The organism is Dokdonella sp. (genome assembly GCF_036518555.1).
Classification (GTDB): Bacteria; Pseudomonadota; Gammaproteobacteria; order Xanthomonadales; family Rhodanobacteraceae; genus Dokdonella_A.
Genome location: NZ_DATDMY010000077.1, coordinates 1 through 16,345, shown reverse-complemented (window position 1 = coordinate 16,345; position 16,345 = coordinate 1). Strand labels below are relative to the sequence as shown.

The following is a 16,345-nucleotide window of genomic DNA, read 5'->3' as shown; positions in this document are numbered from 1 at the left end:
GGTTGCCGCCATGACCGACGATCGCTTCGCCGTCCCTTTCCACTTCCGGCGATCGCGCACGCGCGTCGCCGCGCGCGTGGTGTCCGCGCCCAAGGCGAAGCACGCCCCGCGTCGTTCGCCCGTGCCGCGTGCCCGCATCGTCGTGGCCGTGGTCGGCCGCCTCGCGGGCGCGGCGTTTTCTGCGACCGCCGTGGCGGCGCAGATCGATATCCACGGGCCGCCCGGCAGCGTGTCGTTCGGCGCCGCCGTGACCGTGCTGCCGAACGGCAACATCGTCGTCGTCGATCCGAACGGCCCCGGGTGGAAGGCCGGAGCCGTCTACCTCTTCGACCCTTCGGGCAAGCCGATCAGCGCGCTCACGGGCAGCACGGCCAATGATCGCGTCGGCGATGGCGGCATCGTCGTGCTCGCGAACGGCGACTTCGTGGTCCGCAGCCCGGACTGGAACAACGGCAGCGCCACGCGCGCGGGGGCCGCGACGTGGGTCGACGGTGAGACCGGCCTTTCCGGCACGGTGTCGGCCGCCAACTCGCTCGTCGGCACCCATGCCGACGATTTCGTCGCCACCGACATCACGCCGCTCGCGAACGGAAACTACGTCGTCGCGAGCTTTCGCTGGGACAACGGTCGCGTGACGAATGCGGGCGCGGTCACGTGGGGCGACGGTGCACGCGGGACGCACGGCGAGGTGTCGGCTGCGAACTCGCTGGTCGGGCGCGCCGCGAACGACGATGTCGGCACCGTCACCGCGCTCACGAACGGCAACTACGTCGTCGCGAGTCCGTACTGGGACAACGGCGACATCGCCGACGCGGGCGCGGCGACCTGGGCCGACGGCAGCGTGGGCATCCATGGCCCGGTCTCGGCGGCGAACTCGCTCGTCGGCACCGCCGACGACGACCTCGTCGCCGACTACGGCGTCGTTGCGCTGCGCAACGGTCATTACGTCGTCGACAGTCCCTTCTGGGACGACGGCACGCGCGCCGATGCCGGCGCCGTGACCTGGGGCGACGGCGCAACGGGCTCGGCGGGTCCGGTGACGGGCGCCAACTCGCTCATCGGCACGACGAGCGATGACCAGGTCGGCTACCTCGGCGTCACCGCGCTCGCGAACGGCCATTACGTCGTCGCAAGTCCGTACTGGAAGAACGGCGGCACCGCGATGGTCGGTGCGGTCACCTGGCGCGACGGCACGCATCCCGCCCCGGGCACGATCTCGCTCGCGAACTCGTTGCTCGGCGTGATGAACGACGACATCGAAGGCATTCGCGTGACGGCGCTCGCGAACGGCCATTACGTCGTCGCGAGTCCGTTCGTGACGATCGACGCGGTCGACTACGCGGGTGCGGTGACGTGGGGCGACGGACTCGGCGGCACGACGGGAATGATCTCCGCGGCCAATTCGCTCGTCGGCACGCAGCGCGGCGACCTCGTCGGCTTCGCCGGCGTCACCGCGCTTGCCAACGGAAATTACGTGGTCGCGAGCCCGTGGTGGCACTACGGCACGACCTCCAACGCCGGGGCGGCGACCTGGTGCGACGGCGCGACCGGATGCATCGACGTCGTCTCGACCAAGAACTCCCTCGTCGGCACGGACCACGGCGACGGCGTCGCCAGCGACGGCGTCACCGCGCTCGCGAACGGCCACTACGTCGTGCGCAGCCACGCATGGAGCGGGGCCGGCGTCGCGTTCGCCGGCGCCGTGACCTGGGGCGACGGCGGCCACGGCAGCGTCGGCGTCGTATCCAAGGACAATTCCCTGATCGGGGCGACGCATGGCGAATACGTCGGCGCGAACAGCGTCACCGCGCTCGCGAACGGCAACTACGCGGTCGCGAGCCCGTACTGGAACAACGACGGCGCCGCCAATGCCGGCGCCGTCGCCTCGCTCGACGGCCATCGGCCGACATCCGGCACGATGTCGGCCACGCGCGCGCTGGTCGGCGCCACCACGGGTGACCTCGTCGGCGCCTACGGCGTCGCCGCGACGAACCTGGGCGATTACATCGTGCGCAGCGCGACCTGGGACGACGGCCTCGCCGCGGACGTCGGAGCGATCAGCCTCGGTCGCGGCGCGGGCGGCACCGCGGGCCCGATCGCGAGCGCGAACAGCGTGCGCGGTACCGTGGTCGCGAGTGGGACATCGCTCGTGTTCGCCTACGACGGTACGCGCGACACGCTCGTGGTCGGCCAGCCGGCGGCCAACATCGTGAGCCTGTTCAAGGCCAACCTGCTGTTCGAGAACGGCTTCGATTGACGATCGCGGAACGCGCCGGCCGCCCGCGCACCGTCAAGACGCGCGCGCGGCGGATCCGGGCGCACGCGTGCCGCCGGCGACGAGCGACAGCAGTGTCTGCATGAGCAGTGCCCCGACGAGCGCGAGCAGCATGTCCGACTGCGCATCCCAGACGTCGCCCTGCGTGCCGAGATACGCCTGGCCGAGGTCGCCGCCGAACACGACGGCGGCGAACCACTCGACCAGTTCGAAGAACCCCGACAGCGCTTCGACGAACAGCACCGGCATGAGGAACATCCACACGCCGCGCGCCGGCGCACGCGCGCGGAAGAGCTCGACCGCGAGCGGCAGCAGCAGGAAGCCGAACAGGAAGTGCACGAGCCGGTCGTAATGGTTGCGCCGGAATCCGAGCCCGGCGTCGAGCGAGTGTCCGCTCGCGGCACGGATCCAGGCGTCGTACGGCACCTGCGAATACGTGTAGTGCGCGCCGATCTCGTGCAGGCACAGGAATACGAACAGCAGCGTGTACGCCGCATTCGAGAACCGCAACCGGTGCGCGGTCGCGACGAACAGCGGCACGGCGAGGAACACGCAGACGTTTTCGAGCAGCCAATCCTGCCGATACCACGGTGCGACCGCGAGCACGGTCCAGACGAACGCGAACGCGACGAGCAGCAGCAGCGGGTACCGCCACGATGCGGGTTTCATCACACGGAGCTCCGTCGTACCCGCCGCACGAACATGCGTCGATCCGTTGCGGACGGCGGCGCCGAGGACGCCGGGCCGCCGCACGCCGCGGGACGGCGGGCCGCGCGAGCGCCCGCAGGCTCGGCAATCGTGGCTGGCGCAGTCGCGACGGATGCGGGCATTCCGCACACGATGGACCACGACGACGCTTCGACGCAAGCATCACGCGTCCGGCCCTGCGGGCATCGGCCCAGGGGCGGACGGCGCGGTCGCATCCTCCAGCACCGGACGTCGCCGGCTTTCGTTCACACGTCGTTGCCCTCGATGAATCACGATCGATGGAACGACCCGTGGAGGCGATCCCTCGATCATGAAGCGCGCGACCTGGAAACGTCCGTCATGGAAGACCGTCGTCGGCGCGGTCGTGGCCACGTTTCTCGTCGTCGTCATCGGCCTCAACTTCGTCGGGTCGGAGAAGCACGTCCTCGCGACGCCGACGCATGCGTACGGCGTGCGCGACCCGGTGTTCGAGCGCGTCGTCGGCTCGCTGCTCGGCCCACCGATCGTGTCGGGCAACCGCGTCGGGACGCTCGTCAACGGCGACGAGATCTTCCCCGCGATGCTCGGCGCGATCCGCACGGCCGAGCACACGATCGAGTTCGAAACCTACATATACTGGTCCGGCGAAACCGGGCGCACGTTCGCGCGCGCGATCGCGGAACGCGCAAAAGCCGGGGTCGAGGCGCATGTCCTCATCGACTGGGTCGGCAGCCAGAGCATGGACGACGAGGCGCTCGACCTCATGCGCGACGCGGGTGCACGCGTCGAGATCTACCACCCGCTGCGCTGGTACACGCTCGCGCGGCTCAACAACCGCACGCACCGCAAGCTCCTCGTCGTCGACGGTCGCGTCGCCTTCACCGGCGGCGTCGGCATCGCCGACGAGTGGACCGGTCACGCACAGGACCCCTCGCACTGGCGCGACACGCATTTCCGCGTCGAAGGGCCCGTCGTTGCGCAGATGCAGGCCGCGTTCGAGGACAACTGGATCAAGGTGACCGGCGAGGTCGACCACGAGCCGCGCTACTTCCCCGCGATCGAGCCGCTCGACCCCGGCGTCGATGCGCAGATGTTCCTCAGTTCGCCCGCGGGCGGCAGCGAGAACATGGAGATCATGTACCTGCTCGCGATCGCGGCGGCCGAACGCTCGATCCTGCTCGAGGCCGCCTACTTCATCCCGGACGACCGCACCGTCGAGGCGCTGCTGCAGGCGCGCCGGCGCGGCGTGCGCGTCGAGGTGATCGTGCCCGGCCCCGTGAACGATGCGAAGGTCACGCGCTACGCCTCGCGCAATCAGTGGGGCATGCTGCTCACGGCCGGGGTGACGATCCACGAGTTCCAGCCGACGATGTTCCACTGCAAGGTGCTCGTCGTCGATGGCTACTTCACCTCGGTCGGCTCGACCAATTTCGACGAACGCTCGTTCCGGCTCAATGACGAGGCGAGCCTCAACGTGTTCGACCCCACGTTCGCCGCGCGCCAGGAGGAACTGTTCGAGCAGGACCGCGCGCGCAGCGAACCATACACGCTCGCGAAATGGCAGGCGCGCGGCCTCAGGGAGCGCGCGTACGAGGCGCTCGCATCGTGGCTGTCGTCGCAGCTGTGACCGCCCACGTCATCGGGAGACGCGCGCACCGCGTTTCGTCGGCCCTCACCCGTCTGGCGCGCGCGCGAGGCGCGGGAGTCAGGCGTCGAAGCGCGGCCGCCGTCGTCAGGCAATCGCACGATGCGCGACGACGGAAGTCGCGCATCGACCTGAAACCAGGGAGCGCGACCGATGTCCGGGCACCGAATCTCCGCGATGGCGTTTTCGAGGGTCTATCCGCTGTATGTGCAGAAGGCGGAGCGCAAGCAGCGCACGAAGGACGACGTCGATCGCGTCATTGGCTGGCTCACGGGCTATGACCAGGCGGCACTGGACCGGCAGATCCGGCGCAACGTCGACCTCGCGACGTTCTTCGCCGAAGCGCCGCGACTCCATCCGAACGCGTCGCAGGTCACGGGTGTCGTCTGCGGCGTGCGCGTCGAAGCCGTGCAGGACCCCCTCATGCGCAAGATCCGCATCCTCGACAAGCTTGTCGACGAGCTCGCGAAAGGCAAGGCGATGGACGAGATCCTCCGCCAGGAATGCCCTTCCCGGCCGTGATCCACGCGCAGGCGGGCACCCATGCTGCCCATGTCCACGGAAGCCCGTCGCGGGGAATGCGCCATGCCCTACGCACTCCCGAGCCCGCGTCGCCACGCACCGTCGCGACGACACCCTACCCCGCCGCTTCGCCGCTCCGGCCTTGCATCGCAGTGCCCCCGCACACCCGCGCTTCCGATATCGCGGCCTTGTCGATTCACGCGCCCGTCATTCGTCGCGGTAGACGCAGGGCACCCTCGCCCCTCACAGGAGAACACCCGATGGCCGCCAAGAACACGATCTGCCTCTGGTACAACGGTAGCGCGCTCGACGCAGCGACGTTCTACGCCAGCACCTTTCCGGACACGACCGTCGACGCGGTCCACCACGCGCCGGGCGACTACCCGGACGGCAAGCAGGGCGACGTCCTCACGGTCGAATTCACCGTGATGGGCATTCCCTGCATCGGCCTCAACGGGGGTCCCGCATTCACGCCCGACGAGGCGTTCTCGTTCCAGGTCGCGACCGACGACCAGGCGGAGACCGATCGGCTCTGGAACGCGATCATCGGCAACGGCGGCCAGGCGAGCGCGTGCGGCTGGTGCAAGGACCGCTGGGGCATCTCGTGGCAGATCACGCCGCGCGCGCTGATGGCCGCGATCACCGACCCCGACCGCAAGGCGGCCAAGCGCGCGTTCGACGCGATGATGGCGATGTCGAAGATCGACATTGCCGCGATCGAGGCCGCGCGGCGCGGCTGACGCGCTGCATTCTCGCGACGACGGCGGCAACGCCGATGCGCGGGTCGTCGTCGCCGCGACGCGTGCATCGCGCACGCGCCGACGTCCCGCACCGATTCGCTGCCACCTGGAAGGTCCCCGATGACGAAACCCACGATCACCGCATTCGAACGCTCGCCCGACGGCGGCCGTGGCCTCGCGCGCGACATGCGCGTGCGTTGGGCGCTCGAGGAAGTCGGCCAGGCGTACGACGTCCGCCTCGTGTCGTTCACCGAAATGAAGCAGCCCGCGCACCTCGCGCTGCATCCGTTCGGCCAGATCCCGACCTACGAGGAAGGCGATCTCGCCCTGTTCGAATCGGGCGCGATCATCCTGCACCTCGCGCAGCGCCATGCGGGCCTGCTACCCGATGACGCGAGTGCCCGCGCGCGAGCGGTCGCGTGGATGCTCGCCGCGGTCAACACGATCGAACCGCCGATCCTCGATCTCCAAGTCGCGAAGTTCGCCGAAGGCGACAAGTCCTGGAGCGCGGAACGCCTGCCGCTCGTGCTCGAGCGCATCCGACGGCGGCTGCGCGAACTGTCCGCGCGCCTCGGCGACGCCGACTGGCTCGACGGCGCGTTCAGTGCGGGCGACCTGCTCATGATCGGCGTGCTCATGCGCGTGACGTCGTCGGGCTTGCTCGACGCATTCCCGAACCTCGCCGCCTACGTCGCGCGTGGCGAAGCGCGCCCCGCATTCCAGCGCGCGTTCGCGGCGCAGCTCGCGGTGTTCACGAACTCGCTCCGAGACGAAGCACCACGGCACTGACCGACGCCTGCACTCGAACCCGCACGCCGCGAATTGGTCGGGTCCGCCGCGCGACGAGCGGCCCTTGTCCACGTGTCGCGGGCGGCCTCCAATCGCGTCCATTCCGACCGATGGACCATCGCATGCGCGCCGACTTCCGCACCACCGTCGCATGGCTCGCCGCAGCGTTCGCTTCCGCGACGATGGACGCGGGCGCTGCCGACGTGCGGGCCGATCTCGCCCGTGCGACGCAAGCCTACGACCGGGCGACGATCGCGGGCGATACCGCGGCGCTCGAACGGCTGTTCGCCGACGACTACGTGCTCGTGAATTCGGACGCGTCGGTCGAGAACAAGCAGCAGGCGATCGCCGATTTCCGCATGCCGGGCTTCAAGATCGATCCGTACGTGCTGGCCGAACCCGTGCGAACGGCATGGCACGACGGCGCGGTGATCGGCGGGGTCGTCCATCTTCACTGGACGCAGGACGGCAAGCATCAGCAGCGCTGGATACGCATCGCACACGTCTGGGCCCGGCGTGATGGCGACTGGCGCCTGACCTCCACGCAAGTCACGCGCGTGCCGCGCTAGGCGTCCCACCGAGCGGCGGGACGCGCGGGAGGTTTCAGGGCGCACTCGAGCGGTATGCCATCGGCTCGTCATCCCCGCAAGAACGGGAATCCATCTTGCAGCCGTGGAGAACGGCATCTCGGCAATCCGAATCCTGGTTTGCGCACCGTGCGCCGGGCGGAACGACCGGACCGGACGTGTCTCGACTCCGCGGAGCTTCGCTCCGCTGCGCTCGACCCGAATGACAGCCTGATCGAGGTCACCACGATGCGACTCGGCGTGGCCTCCGCGTCGCGGGCGCTCCCGACCCACTCACCAATTCCGTCCGCCGCGAGCGCAGCAGCCCTGGCGCGGCGTCGAAGCTCAATGTCAACATGCTGAGGCGTTCGCGCGTTTCGGAGCTGCATTCCCGCACGCGCCCAGGGCTACTCGACACCGGCAGCACGCAATGCTTCACGCAGCTTTTCCAACTGCTTAGCATCCTGCCAACCCGTCACCGTCGCCATCAGGCGGCCGTCCTTGAAGACGTAGAACACCGGAGTCGCCCAATTGGCGATGTCGCGCCACTCGTCAGCCTGATACGCGATCCTCATGTGCAAGTCCGGGTGCTGCGCATTCCACTTCGCGACGTCGCCGAAGTTCGGCATCGGGTGCTGTGGAACCACCCAGACCGCGTAGCGAGCCATCAACGCGGACAGCTTCGGATCGCCCTCAATGTCCCTCGCGGCGTTGCGCGAAAACGGACACCAGGGATGCGCCGTCACCACGACCCTGACGCCCTCCCGGAGTGGGAAGCTGTAACGCAATACGCTCGAAGCGTCCCCGGACAGGTACCAGAGCGTTGGTTGCGATGTGCCGGTGAACGCATCGTCCTCGAAACGAGGCAGCCTTTCCGCGCCGTCGCCGATCTGCTCGGAGTACTTGCCCGCTTCGTCGAGCATCCGATTGGCGATATAGATCTTGAGCAGGGCGCGCCGCTGCTCGCTCACATCGATCTTGCGGCGCACCATTTCATCGACTGCGGCGCGCATGGCCTCGGCGTGACGTGGATTGAGGGAATAGAAACCGACGAGACTATCGACGTCGAACAGCGCCTCGAGGTCTGAATCGTCCAACCGCGCGAGACCGACGTTCTCCACGTCGATCCGGATCGGCCGCAGCACCGCCTCCATCCGCCGATTGCGATCGTCCGGCGGGATATTCTCGAAGGAGATCTTCGTCAACTCGGCATGTGCCTTCGCGAAATCGAGCGATGGCCTCGCATTCGCGCAAACCATGCCCACCAGCATCACGAGAACGCCGGCCAACCGGAATATCATCGACCCAGGCTCCATCGATCATTGAGGCGACGCGAATCACATCGATGCGGTACCACCGCCTGTACGTGCAATGCGGATCATCTCGAGACAACCCGCCGCGAGCATCGGGCGCTGCAGCATTTTGCACATGTTCTGGTCGTCTCTTCCCCGACGCGCCCTATGGCGCCGGCATGTCCGGATCGAAGCCCGCGAGGAAGATGCGATCGGCGTCGCCGATCACGAGCCTCAGGGTGGCATCGCTGTTCTGCGTCGCCGCGCCCGACGCGCACGTGCGGTCGGAGAATTCGCCGCAGGGGGCATCGACGTCGGTGAACGCCTTGAGGCCGCAGCCGCCGGTATAGCTCATGAGGTCCGGGCAGTAGTGCTCGTTGTCGAGGCCGTAAAGATGGCCGAGCTGTGCCGCTGCGGCCCAGCACAGCGCATCCGGATCATCGCCGATCGTAGTCGCGAACGCGTACGCGATCGCATTGTCGATCGGATCCCCGGTGAACGGCGCTACCCCGCTGGTGCCTGGCGGAAGCCCGACGTCCTGCGACTCGCCTGCGATCATCATCTCGCGCCGCGGCAGTGCGCCCGGATCGGTCGTCGTGATGCTGATGTCGTAGCGTGCGAACACCGCGCGCAGACAACCCGCCGTGCGCTCGAACGTCGCGTCGCTGAACGCGAAGGGGCTCACCGTGGAGGGCTGGTTCGGAATCGACGAGGCGCCGTTGGCCGCGTCGTCGGGCCCCGGCTGCACCGGGCAGCCGATCGGCTTGCAGGTGTTGAGGTAGATGAGATGGCTGTCCACCGCGTGCGCGAGCACGGGCCACGACGCGAGCAGGACCAGAGCGCGGAAGATGCGGTGCATTGGGCTCTCCTCCCGGCCAGGGACACCATCCTAGCGCTCCGGCGCACCGACCGCGAGCCGCGTCCGTACGCACGTCGCGGAGCGTGTCAACCGCTTGCGGGCATCGTCGTTGGAAGTGGGCATTCCAGGGAGGGCCGACGACATGCGAATCCTGCGAGTGCTGCCGATCTGTGCACTCACCCTCGACGCGACGCTCGCGTGCGCGTCGAGTCCGATCCTCGATCCGATCTTCGCGGACACGTTCGAGTCGTGTCGCGGCGATCCCGGGTGCTGGCAGACGGTGAAGCCCGCGCAGCACGATCCGGCATGGAACGACGCACGCTGCAACGACGGCACGCCCGCCAGCTACGAATTCCGTCCGTCGCCGACCGGATCGGACGACTGGGTCATCCTGTTCCAGGGCGGTGGGAGCTGCGACGACCTCACGTTGTCGTGCGCGGAGCGCGGCACGGCGCTGACGACGACCACGCCCGCTGCCGACGGCAGCTGGACGCCGATCACCCATGGCGGCATCCTCAATACCTCGCCCGACGTCAACCCCGATTTCCATCTCGCCAACCTCGTGCATTTCAACTACTGCTCGAGCGACCATTGGTCGGGCGCCACGGCCGAGTTGCGCGCGAACAGCGGAACGCCGCAGTGCGCCGACGACGATGGCACGTGCGGCTGGCAATTCTCCGGGCGCATCAACGCATCGGCTGACCTCGCCTCGCTCATGCGCGATCATGGCCTCGGCGACGACGGAACGGCGCGCATCCTGTTCGTCGGCACCTCGGCCGGCGCGATCGGGCTGGTCGCGAATGCCGAGGCGATGGCGAGCGCGCTGCCGAACGCGCGTGCGGCGGGCCGGTTGCACTTCGTCGTCGACGGCGGCTTCGCGCTCGAAGGCTGGGACGAACCGAACCACCCGATCGGCGGGAGCACGCTGACGTCGGTCGACGAGGTCGCCGATCTCAATCGCGCATTCTGGCGGGCGAACTTCGAGACCTATTGCGAGAGCGACCGCATCCCGCAGGGCCTCGATCCCGCGCTCTGCACGTTCGGCGACGTGTACTACCCGTACCTCACGTCCGTGACCGACGGGCTCGGGCTCGACGTGCTGATCCAGAACAGTACCCTCGACGCTGTCGCGACGTCACGGCTGCACCTGACCGATCCGCAGGATCCCGCGCGCGAGGCCTGGCGCTGCGCGATGACCGCGGCGCTGCAGCAGGTGCCCTGGCTGTTCTCGAGCGGCGACGTCTACCACACGCTGTCGGTGAGCAACACGATGTTCGATGCCGGTCCGACGGGCGGCACGACCTACCGCGACCTCGTTGCCGCGTTCCACAACGGCGAGCCGCCCGAGCGGGTCGTGTTCGACAACCCGCCGTGTCCGTGACCTGCGGCGCGGCAAACCGGGCGGAATCGTCGCCGCTTGCTAGAACGGAATCGCGAAGTCCTCCCACGCCGGCGTATGGCTCGCGTCGGCGGCACCCTGGTTCCACGGGTACAGCGCGGGATACGTCGTGAGCGTGCCGCCGGTGTCGACGACCGGAGCGACGTAGATCTGCGTCGGGCCGCCGGCGCGCGTCGACAAGAACGTGACCCAGTAGAAGCGTCGGCCGGCGTCGTCGCTCGCGGCGGGCGACCAGCGCGGCCAGCTGTTGGTGACGCCGGGGCTCGTCTGTCCGGTGCAGGCCGAAGGATCGTTGGCCGCGATGCGCACGGGCTGGCCGCCCGCCGCGGGCGCGACGTACACCTCCGCCTGCGCGTTGTTGTAGCTGCTCGTGCCGTTCGGCGCGCGGTTGTAGACGATGTAGCGATCGTCGGGCGAGAACGCGGGGTAGTACTCGTTGTCCTGCGTCGCCACGACCGTGTTCGGCGTGCCGCCCGCGCGGTTGTTGTAGGGCACGACGTGGATGTCGCCGTTCGTGACCGTCACGCCGGTCGACACCGGATCCGGCGTCGACACGTACAGCACCGTGTCGCTCGTGTGCGCGAACGACGCCGACGCCGCGTTCGTCGATTCGCCGCTGCGCGCGAGCACGCCCCAGCCCGCGCCCTGCGCGGCCGACGCGGCCTCGAGGTCGGTCCAGATGATGTTCGACTGGTACATCGTGAGCGCGATGCGATCGCCGCTCGTCCAGTGCTGCGCCGAGAATGCGGGCGCGTCCTGGTCCGGGCGCGCCATCAGGGTCTGCGCGCTCGAACTGATGAACGAGGGCGTGAGTGCCTGGCCGTCGGCCGACAGCAGGCCGAGGCCCGCACCGCCGCCCTCGCCCGCCGAGAAGCCGACCCAGGTGCCATCCGGCGTCGCCGTGTGGCAGCCGACGCAGCCGGCGCCGGCGTCGGCGGGGCGAACGATGTCCTTGAGGGTCTCGTCGCCGATGCGAAAACCGCGCAGCAGCGTGTCCGCGCCGGCGCTCGTCCAGTACACGATCGCGCCTTGTGCGGCGACCGGGGCGATGCGTACCGCGCCGCTCGAGCCGGCCTCCGGACCGCTCGTGAGGCTGCCGCCCGCGTACGTCGCGCCGCGCACCGTCAGCGTGATCGCGCGGTCGACCGTGTGCTGCGACAGCGCACTCCAGATGTTCGCAGGCATCGTCCACGACGAGGCGGTCGTGTAGACGAGCAGCGCACGGCCCTGGTTCGGCGCGGTCACGCGCAGCTCGAACAGGTTCTCGGCGCCGGCCGGCACCCAGGTGAAGCGCGGGCGCAGCCAGTTGTTCGGGAACAACGTGCCGATCTGCGGATCGGCGAGGCACGGCCCGCCGCTCGGCGCACCCGTGACACCGAACAAGGCCGGCGCGTTCGCGGGCGCGCCGCCGTCGAGGATCGGGTCCACCGGGAAGTCGTGATAGTCGAAGCCGTCCGCGAAGATCGCATCGGCGGACAACGCGCTTGATGATGCTGCGAACACGAACACCGATGCGACGTACACGACGACGGACGAGCGATGCATGGCGTGCCCCCTGCTGGGTTGAACCCTGAAGCGGTTCCCGGATCGCCGGGTAGTCCATCGTACTCCGCTGCTTCCGACTCCACCCGTGCACGCGTTTCCAGCGCCGGTCGTCCCCGCTGGCCCCGCCCGCGGCGCATTCCCGTTTGTCCGGGGAGTGACGCGCGACGGAGAAGCACATGGCCCTGGTTCATTCGAGATCGATGCGGCGGTGGGTCACCCATGCGCTCATGCTGGTCGCGTTGGCCGGTTCGGCGCGCGCGCACGCCGCGACCGAACTGTGCATCGAAAGCACCTCGGCGCTGTACCAGGCCTTCGCCAACATCGACGGCGGCAGCACCGAAGACATCACGCTCAAGCTGCGCAGCGGCACCTACACCCTCGGCAGCGACCTGCTGCTCGACTACCGCGGCAACGGCGGCGATCCGCAGGCGAACTACGGTCGCCTCACGATCCGCGGCGGCTATGGTCCCGGCTGCACCTCGCAATCGGCCGCGCTCGGCGCGACCACGCTCGACGGCAGCGGCGGGCAACGCGTCGTCGGCATCGAGATGATCAACAACGCGCTCGTGCTCGACCACATCAGCAGCACCCACGTCGATTGGGAATTCGGCAACTGGATCTGCTACCAGGCGCAGGATCGCCCGGCCACGATCACCGCCCTGCGCGCGCTCGATTCGCGCGTGTCCTTCGACTTCATGGGTTGCTACGACATCCTCATCCAGAACTCGATGGTCACGGCGCGCGCCGACTCCGTCGGTGACGTCGCGATCGGCTACGCGTCGTACTTCTCGACCGGCTCGAATCCGGCGTATTTCGCGCTGACCAACAGCACCGTGCGCGGCGGCAGCCTGAGACTCGCGTTCCTGCCGTTCGACGAAGACCAGCATCCGGCGTCGGCGGCGGTGGAACTGTTCGGCAACGTGTTCGAGAACGACGGCACCGAAGTACTCGTCGACGGCGGCGACCTGTATTCGAGCCACAACCGCTACGACAGCCTGTCGCTCACGCACGGCGTCCTCGCGACCAATCTCGACAACATCTCGGCGGCACCGCTGCTGCAATCGAGCGGCGTCCCGCAGAACAACTCGCCGGTCGTCAATGCGGGCACGCGCTTCGTCCCGGGCGGCCTGCCCGTGCTCGATCTCGCCGCGCAGCCGCGCCTCGTCGGCTCCGATCCGGACATGGGCGCGTTCGAGACGCCGGTCGACGACTCGCTCTATCTCGACGTCACGACGACTGCCGCGACCGGCGCCGGCAGCCTCGCGCAAGCGGTCGCGAGCGCGAACGGCACCAATGGCCGGCAAGTCATCCGATTCGACATCCCCGGCAGTTGCCCGCGCACGATCTCGGTCAACCAGGCGCTGACGCTCACCGACGACACCGACATCCTCGGCGAGACGCAGCCCGGCAGCCAGCCGAACACATTCGGACTCGGCTACAACGGCGAACCCTGCGTGATCCTCAAGGCCGGTGCGGGCGTCGACAGCGCGTTCGTGTTCGATTCCAACGAGTCGGCCGACAACCTGAAACTGAGCCAGCTCGCATTTTCGGGCTTCACCGGCAACGCCGTCCACCTGCGCTCCGGGCGCGGCCACCTCGTTACCGGCAACCAGTTCGGCGGTTCGGTCGCCGGCACGGCGTTGCTCGACGTCGCCACCGCGATTCGCATCGGCGACAGCGCCGGCGACGTGCAGATCGGCGGGCCGGACCCCGCGCAGACCAACTTCGTCGGCGGCGCTTCGCTCGGCATCGTCCTCGGCGGCAACGGCGACAACAGCGTGATCGGCAATGCGCTCGGCGACGCCGGCTTGCAGAACGCGCCCAATGCGGCCGCACTCGTCGTCTATTCGGACCACAACCAGGTCCAGGACAACTGGATCTCGCGCAGCAGCGCGATCAACATCCTCGTGACCGGCGAGGATGCGCATCACAACACGTTCCGCGACAACCTCGTCATCCGGTCCGATGGCGCGGGCATGCTCATCGACGGCGGCGCCCACCACAATCGCGTCGGCCCGGAGAACAGCTTCGCGAGCAACGGTGGCGATGGCATCTACCTGCATTCGGGATCGCCGAACGACCTCAGCGGCAACCAGTACTCGGGCAACGACGGCCTCGCGATCGACCTCGGCGACAATGGCGTCACGCCGAACGACCCCGACCCCGTGCTCGACGGCTTCGTCACGCCGAACCGCAACCAGAACTACCCCGTGCTCACGCGCGCGCAGCCGTCGCCCGGGTTCGCGTTCTTCGTGCTTGAAGGCACGCTCTCCTCCACGCTCGGCACGTACCGCATCGACATCTACCGCAACCACGGCTGCAACGCATCCGGGCACGGCGAGGGCCTCACCCTGCTCGGCAGCAGGTCGGTCGACCTCGACTGCGCGATCGTCCCGCAGAACGACCAATGCACGAAGGCGTTCAGCCTGCTGGTCCCGGGTATCGTCGTGCCCGGCGACGACCAGATCACCGCGACCGCAACGAGCCCGTCCGGGCACACGTCGGAGTTTTCGGCATGCCGCGCCGTCACGACGAGCGACGTGATCTTCGCGGACGGCTTCGACGGCTAGCGTCCTGCGAACGGTTTCGCCCGACCCGGAATGCGCGTGGATCGGACGATGGCCGGTACCCCGGCGGCATTCCGCGCTGCGCCCGCTGCGAGGCCATCGTTCATCGCCGGTGCAGTCGCAGGCCGCAGAGTGGGAGGCCCATCCGACTGGAGAAGCCTCATGGCCCACGAAGAAGCGACGGACGCGTCCCCGCAGGAACTGCTGGAGCGCGCATGGACCATCGCGGGCAGGCATCGCAGCGCGTTCCTCGCGACGATCGACGGCCATCGCCCCCACCTGCGCCCGATGGCGGTGACGGTCGAACCGGACACGCGTTCGCTGTTCTTCCTGACGAGCGCGAGCTCGTCGAAGATCGCGCAGATCGCGCGGTCGCCGGACGTCGTCGTCGCTTTCGGTGACGAAAGCGCCAACGACTACGTCACGTTCACGGGCCCCGCGGTCGTCAGCAACGATCGCGCGAAGATCAAGGACCTCTTCACGGTCGCCGCGAAGGCGTGGTGGGACAGCGCCGACGACCCCGACATCCGCCTCATCCACGTATCGCCGCAGCAGGCCGAACTGTGGGACGGCCCGCACCGCCTCGTCGCGGCGACGCTCATGCTCGCCGCGGCCGTGACGGGCGCGAAGCCGGCGATCGGCGATCACGCGAAGGTGCCCATCTAGCCGCCCTGGGCGGCACGCCGGCGTGGCGGCGCGACGCCTTGCGATCGGCGCGCCGTCACGCGTTCAGTACGCGTGTTCGGGCAGTTCGTTGAGCTTGGTCCAGAACTCGCCGACGGTGCGTACCGTGTCGGTGAAGCGGCGCGCGTCATTCGGCTTGACGACGTATGCATTCGCGCCGAGTGTGCGGCACTCGTCGATGTCCCGGGGTTCGTTGGACGAGGTCAGGATCACGACCGGGATCTGCCGCGTGTAGTCGCTTTCACGAATCGCGCGCAATACCTCGAAGCCGTCCATGCGCGGCATCTTGATGTCGAGCAGGACGAGCGCCGGCAGATCGTCCGCACGCCCGGCATAACGGTTGCGCCGGAACAGGAAGTCGACCGCCTCCGCGCCATCGTCCACGCGCTCGACCGGGCTCTCGGCACCGACCTCGAGCAGCGCTTCGGCGATCATTTCCGCGTCGAACTCGTTGTCCTCGACCACGAGGATGGGTCGGGTCCCCGGCTTCATGTCGCCAGGTCCCGCTCGTGGCCAAGTGCCCGCAGCGTCCTCATGGCGCCTCCGCGACGGTCGCAACACACGTTGCCACGATAGCCGTTGCGGGATCGATCGTCATCTGCCGGGCGCAACGCGGGAACGATGCCCCCTCCGCTTCATGCGCGCGGCGATGCGGCCGCGCGTACGCCGCACGAGACTACGGCTCGAACCCGGACGCGAAGATGCGATCGTCGAACGTCGCGATGACCGCGCAGTCGCCGTGGATCGCGTCGGTCTGCCAGGTGCCGCCGCCGGT

At 68.6% G+C, this 16,345-nt stretch carries 14 protein-coding genes; 9 read left to right on the top strand and 5 right to left on the bottom strand.

Annotation, left to right across the window (positions count from 1 at the left end):
- The first annotated feature begins 10 nt into the window (after nucleotides 1–10).
- Nucleotides 11–2,257 carry a hypothetical protein gene (locus tag VI238_RS04985; RefSeq protein WP_331649098.1) on the top strand — a complete coding sequence of 749 codons (2,247 nt, stop codon included), beginning with the start codon at nucleotides 11–13 and terminating at the stop codon, nucleotides 2,255–2,257.
- A gap of 33 nt (nucleotides 2,258–2,290) precedes the next feature.
- Here the strand turns inward: VI238_RS04985 and VI238_RS04980 are convergent, their stop codons facing one another.
- Entirely contained in the window at nucleotides 2,291–2,944 is a 654-nt protein-coding gene (locus VI238_RS04980; protein ID WP_331649096.1) for a DUF2238 domain-containing protein, read from the bottom strand.
- A 349-nt stretch (nucleotides 2,945–3,293) separates the two neighbouring features.
- On the opposite strand from VI238_RS04980, the gene VI238_RS04975 reads away from it, so the two are divergent.
- The 5 genes from VI238_RS04975 (at nucleotide 3,294) to VI238_RS04955 (ending at nucleotide 7,227) form a co-directional block, all read left to right on the top strand.
- Nucleotides 3,294–4,589: a phospholipase D-like domain-containing protein gene (locus tag VI238_RS04975; RefSeq protein WP_331649094.1), complete on the top strand. Its 1,296-nt coding sequence runs from the start codon at nucleotides 3,294–3,296 to the stop codon at nucleotides 4,587–4,589.
- A gap of 195 nt (nucleotides 4,590–4,784) precedes the next feature.
- Nucleotides 4,785–5,129 (top strand): DUF2200 domain-containing protein, encoded by a 345-nt coding sequence (locus VI238_RS04970; RefSeq protein WP_331649092.1) that lies wholly within the window; start codon nucleotides 4,785–4,787, stop codon nucleotides 5,127–5,129.
- Nucleotides 5,130–5,389: 260 nt separating this feature from the next.
- Nucleotides 5,390–5,869, top strand: coding sequence for a VOC family protein (locus VI238_RS04965; protein WP_331649090.1), 480 nt, complete (start codon nucleotides 5,390–5,392; stop codon nucleotides 5,867–5,869).
- 120 nt (nucleotides 5,870–5,989) lie between these two features.
- Nucleotides 5,990–6,658 carry a glutathione S-transferase family protein gene (locus tag VI238_RS04960; RefSeq protein ID WP_331649088.1) on the top strand — a complete coding sequence of 223 codons (669 nt, stop codon included), beginning with the start codon at nucleotides 5,990–5,992 and terminating at the stop codon, nucleotides 6,656–6,658.
- A 122-nt stretch (nucleotides 6,659–6,780) separates the two neighbouring features.
- The gene (locus VI238_RS04955; RefSeq protein WP_331649086.1) at nucleotides 6,781–7,227 is read left to right on the top strand and encodes a nuclear transport factor 2 family protein; all 447 of its coding nucleotides are present in this window, start codon (nucleotides 6,781–6,783) and stop codon (nucleotides 7,225–7,227) included.
- Between the two features lie 404 nt (nucleotides 7,228–7,631).
- Here VI238_RS04955 and VI238_RS04950 read toward each other — a convergent pair whose 3' ends face one another.
- Both VI238_RS04950 and VI238_RS04945 read right to left on the bottom strand, forming a co-directional pair.
- Nucleotides 7,632–8,525 (bottom strand): hypothetical protein, encoded by an 894-nt coding sequence (locus tag VI238_RS04950; protein ID WP_331649084.1) that lies wholly within the window; start codon nucleotides 8,523–8,525, stop codon nucleotides 7,632–7,634.
- Nucleotides 8,526–8,682: 157 nt separating this feature from the next.
- Nucleotides 8,683–9,375 (bottom strand): hypothetical protein, encoded by a 693-nt coding sequence (locus VI238_RS04945; RefSeq protein WP_331649082.1) that lies wholly within the window; start codon nucleotides 9,373–9,375, stop codon nucleotides 8,683–8,685.
- 142 nt (nucleotides 9,376–9,517) lie between these two features.
- Here VI238_RS04945 and VI238_RS04940 point away from each other — a divergent pair, with 142 nt between their 5' ends.
- The gene (locus tag VI238_RS04940) at nucleotides 9,518–10,756 is read left to right on the top strand and encodes a pectin acetylesterase-family hydrolase (protein ID WP_331649080.1); all 1,239 of its coding nucleotides are present in this window, start codon (nucleotides 9,518–9,520) and stop codon (nucleotides 10,754–10,756) included.
- 39 nt (nucleotides 10,757–10,795) lie between these two features.
- On the opposite strand, the gene VI238_RS04935 is transcribed toward VI238_RS04940, so the two are convergent.
- Entirely contained in the window at nucleotides 10,796–12,319 is a 1,524-nt protein-coding gene (locus tag VI238_RS04935; RefSeq protein WP_331649078.1) for a hypothetical protein, read from the bottom strand.
- 176 nt (nucleotides 12,320–12,495) lie between these two features.
- On the opposite strand from VI238_RS04935, the gene VI238_RS04930 reads away from it, so the two are divergent.
- Nucleotides 12,496–14,889 carry a NosD domain-containing protein gene (locus VI238_RS04930; RefSeq protein ID WP_331649076.1) on the top strand — a complete coding sequence of 798 codons (2,394 nt, stop codon included), beginning with the start codon at nucleotides 12,496–12,498 and terminating at the stop codon, nucleotides 14,887–14,889.
- A gap of 159 nt (nucleotides 14,890–15,048) precedes the next feature.
- Nucleotides 15,049–15,552 carry a pyridoxamine 5'-phosphate oxidase family protein gene (locus VI238_RS04925; RefSeq protein WP_331649074.1) on the top strand — a complete coding sequence of 168 codons (504 nt, stop codon included), beginning with the start codon at nucleotides 15,049–15,051 and terminating at the stop codon, nucleotides 15,550–15,552.
- A gap of 63 nt (nucleotides 15,553–15,615) precedes the next feature.
- Here the strand turns inward: VI238_RS04925 and VI238_RS04920 are convergent, their stop codons facing one another.
- Nucleotides 15,616–16,062, bottom strand: a complete 447-nt coding sequence (locus tag VI238_RS04920) for a response regulator (protein WP_331649072.1) — start codon at nucleotides 16,060–16,062, stop codon at nucleotides 15,616–15,618.
- Nucleotides 16,063–16,345 lie beyond the last annotated feature (283 nt).

Coding starts and splice junctions, on each gene's coding strand:
- VI238_RS04985 (WP_331649098.1), top strand. CDS start 11: ATGACCGACGATCGCTTCGCCGTCCCTTTCCACTTCCGGCGATCGCGC.
- VI238_RS04980 (WP_331649096.1), bottom strand. CDS start 2,944: ATGAAACCCGCATCGTGGCGGTACCCGCTGCTGCTGCTCGTCGCGTTC.
- VI238_RS04975 (WP_331649094.1), top strand. CDS start 3,294: ATGAAGCGCGCGACCTGGAAACGTCCGTCATGGAAGACCGTCGTCGGC.
- VI238_RS04970 (WP_331649092.1), top strand. CDS start 4,785: ATGGCGTTTTCGAGGGTCTATCCGCTGTATGTGCAGAAGGCGGAGCGC.
- VI238_RS04965 (WP_331649090.1), top strand. CDS start 5,390: ATGGCCGCCAAGAACACGATCTGCCTCTGGTACAACGGTAGCGCGCTC.
- VI238_RS04960 (WP_331649088.1), top strand. CDS start 5,990: ATGACGAAACCCACGATCACCGCATTCGAACGCTCGCCCGACGGCGGC.
- VI238_RS04955 (WP_331649086.1), top strand. CDS start 6,781: ATGCGCGCCGACTTCCGCACCACCGTCGCATGGCTCGCCGCAGCGTTC.
- VI238_RS04950 (WP_331649084.1), bottom strand. CDS start 8,525: ATGATATTCCGGTTGGCCGGCGTTCTCGTGATGCTGGTGGGCATGGTT.
- VI238_RS04945 (WP_331649082.1), bottom strand. CDS start 9,375: ATGCACCGCATCTTCCGCGCTCTGGTCCTGCTCGCGTCGTGGCCCGTG.
- VI238_RS04940 (WP_331649080.1), top strand. CDS start 9,518: ATGCGAATCCTGCGAGTGCTGCCGATCTGTGCACTCACCCTCGACGCG.
- VI238_RS04935 (WP_331649078.1), bottom strand. CDS start 12,319: ATGCATCGCTCGTCCGTCGTCGTGTACGTCGCATCGGTGTTCGTGTTC.
- VI238_RS04930 (WP_331649076.1), top strand. CDS start 12,496: ATGGCCCTGGTTCATTCGAGATCGATGCGGCGGTGGGTCACCCATGCG.
- VI238_RS04925 (WP_331649074.1), top strand. CDS start 15,049: ATGGCCCACGAAGAAGCGACGGACGCGTCCCCGCAGGAACTGCTGGAG.
- VI238_RS04920 (WP_331649072.1), bottom strand. CDS start 16,062: ATGAAGCCGGGGACCCGACCCATCCTCGTGGTCGAGGACAACGAGTTC.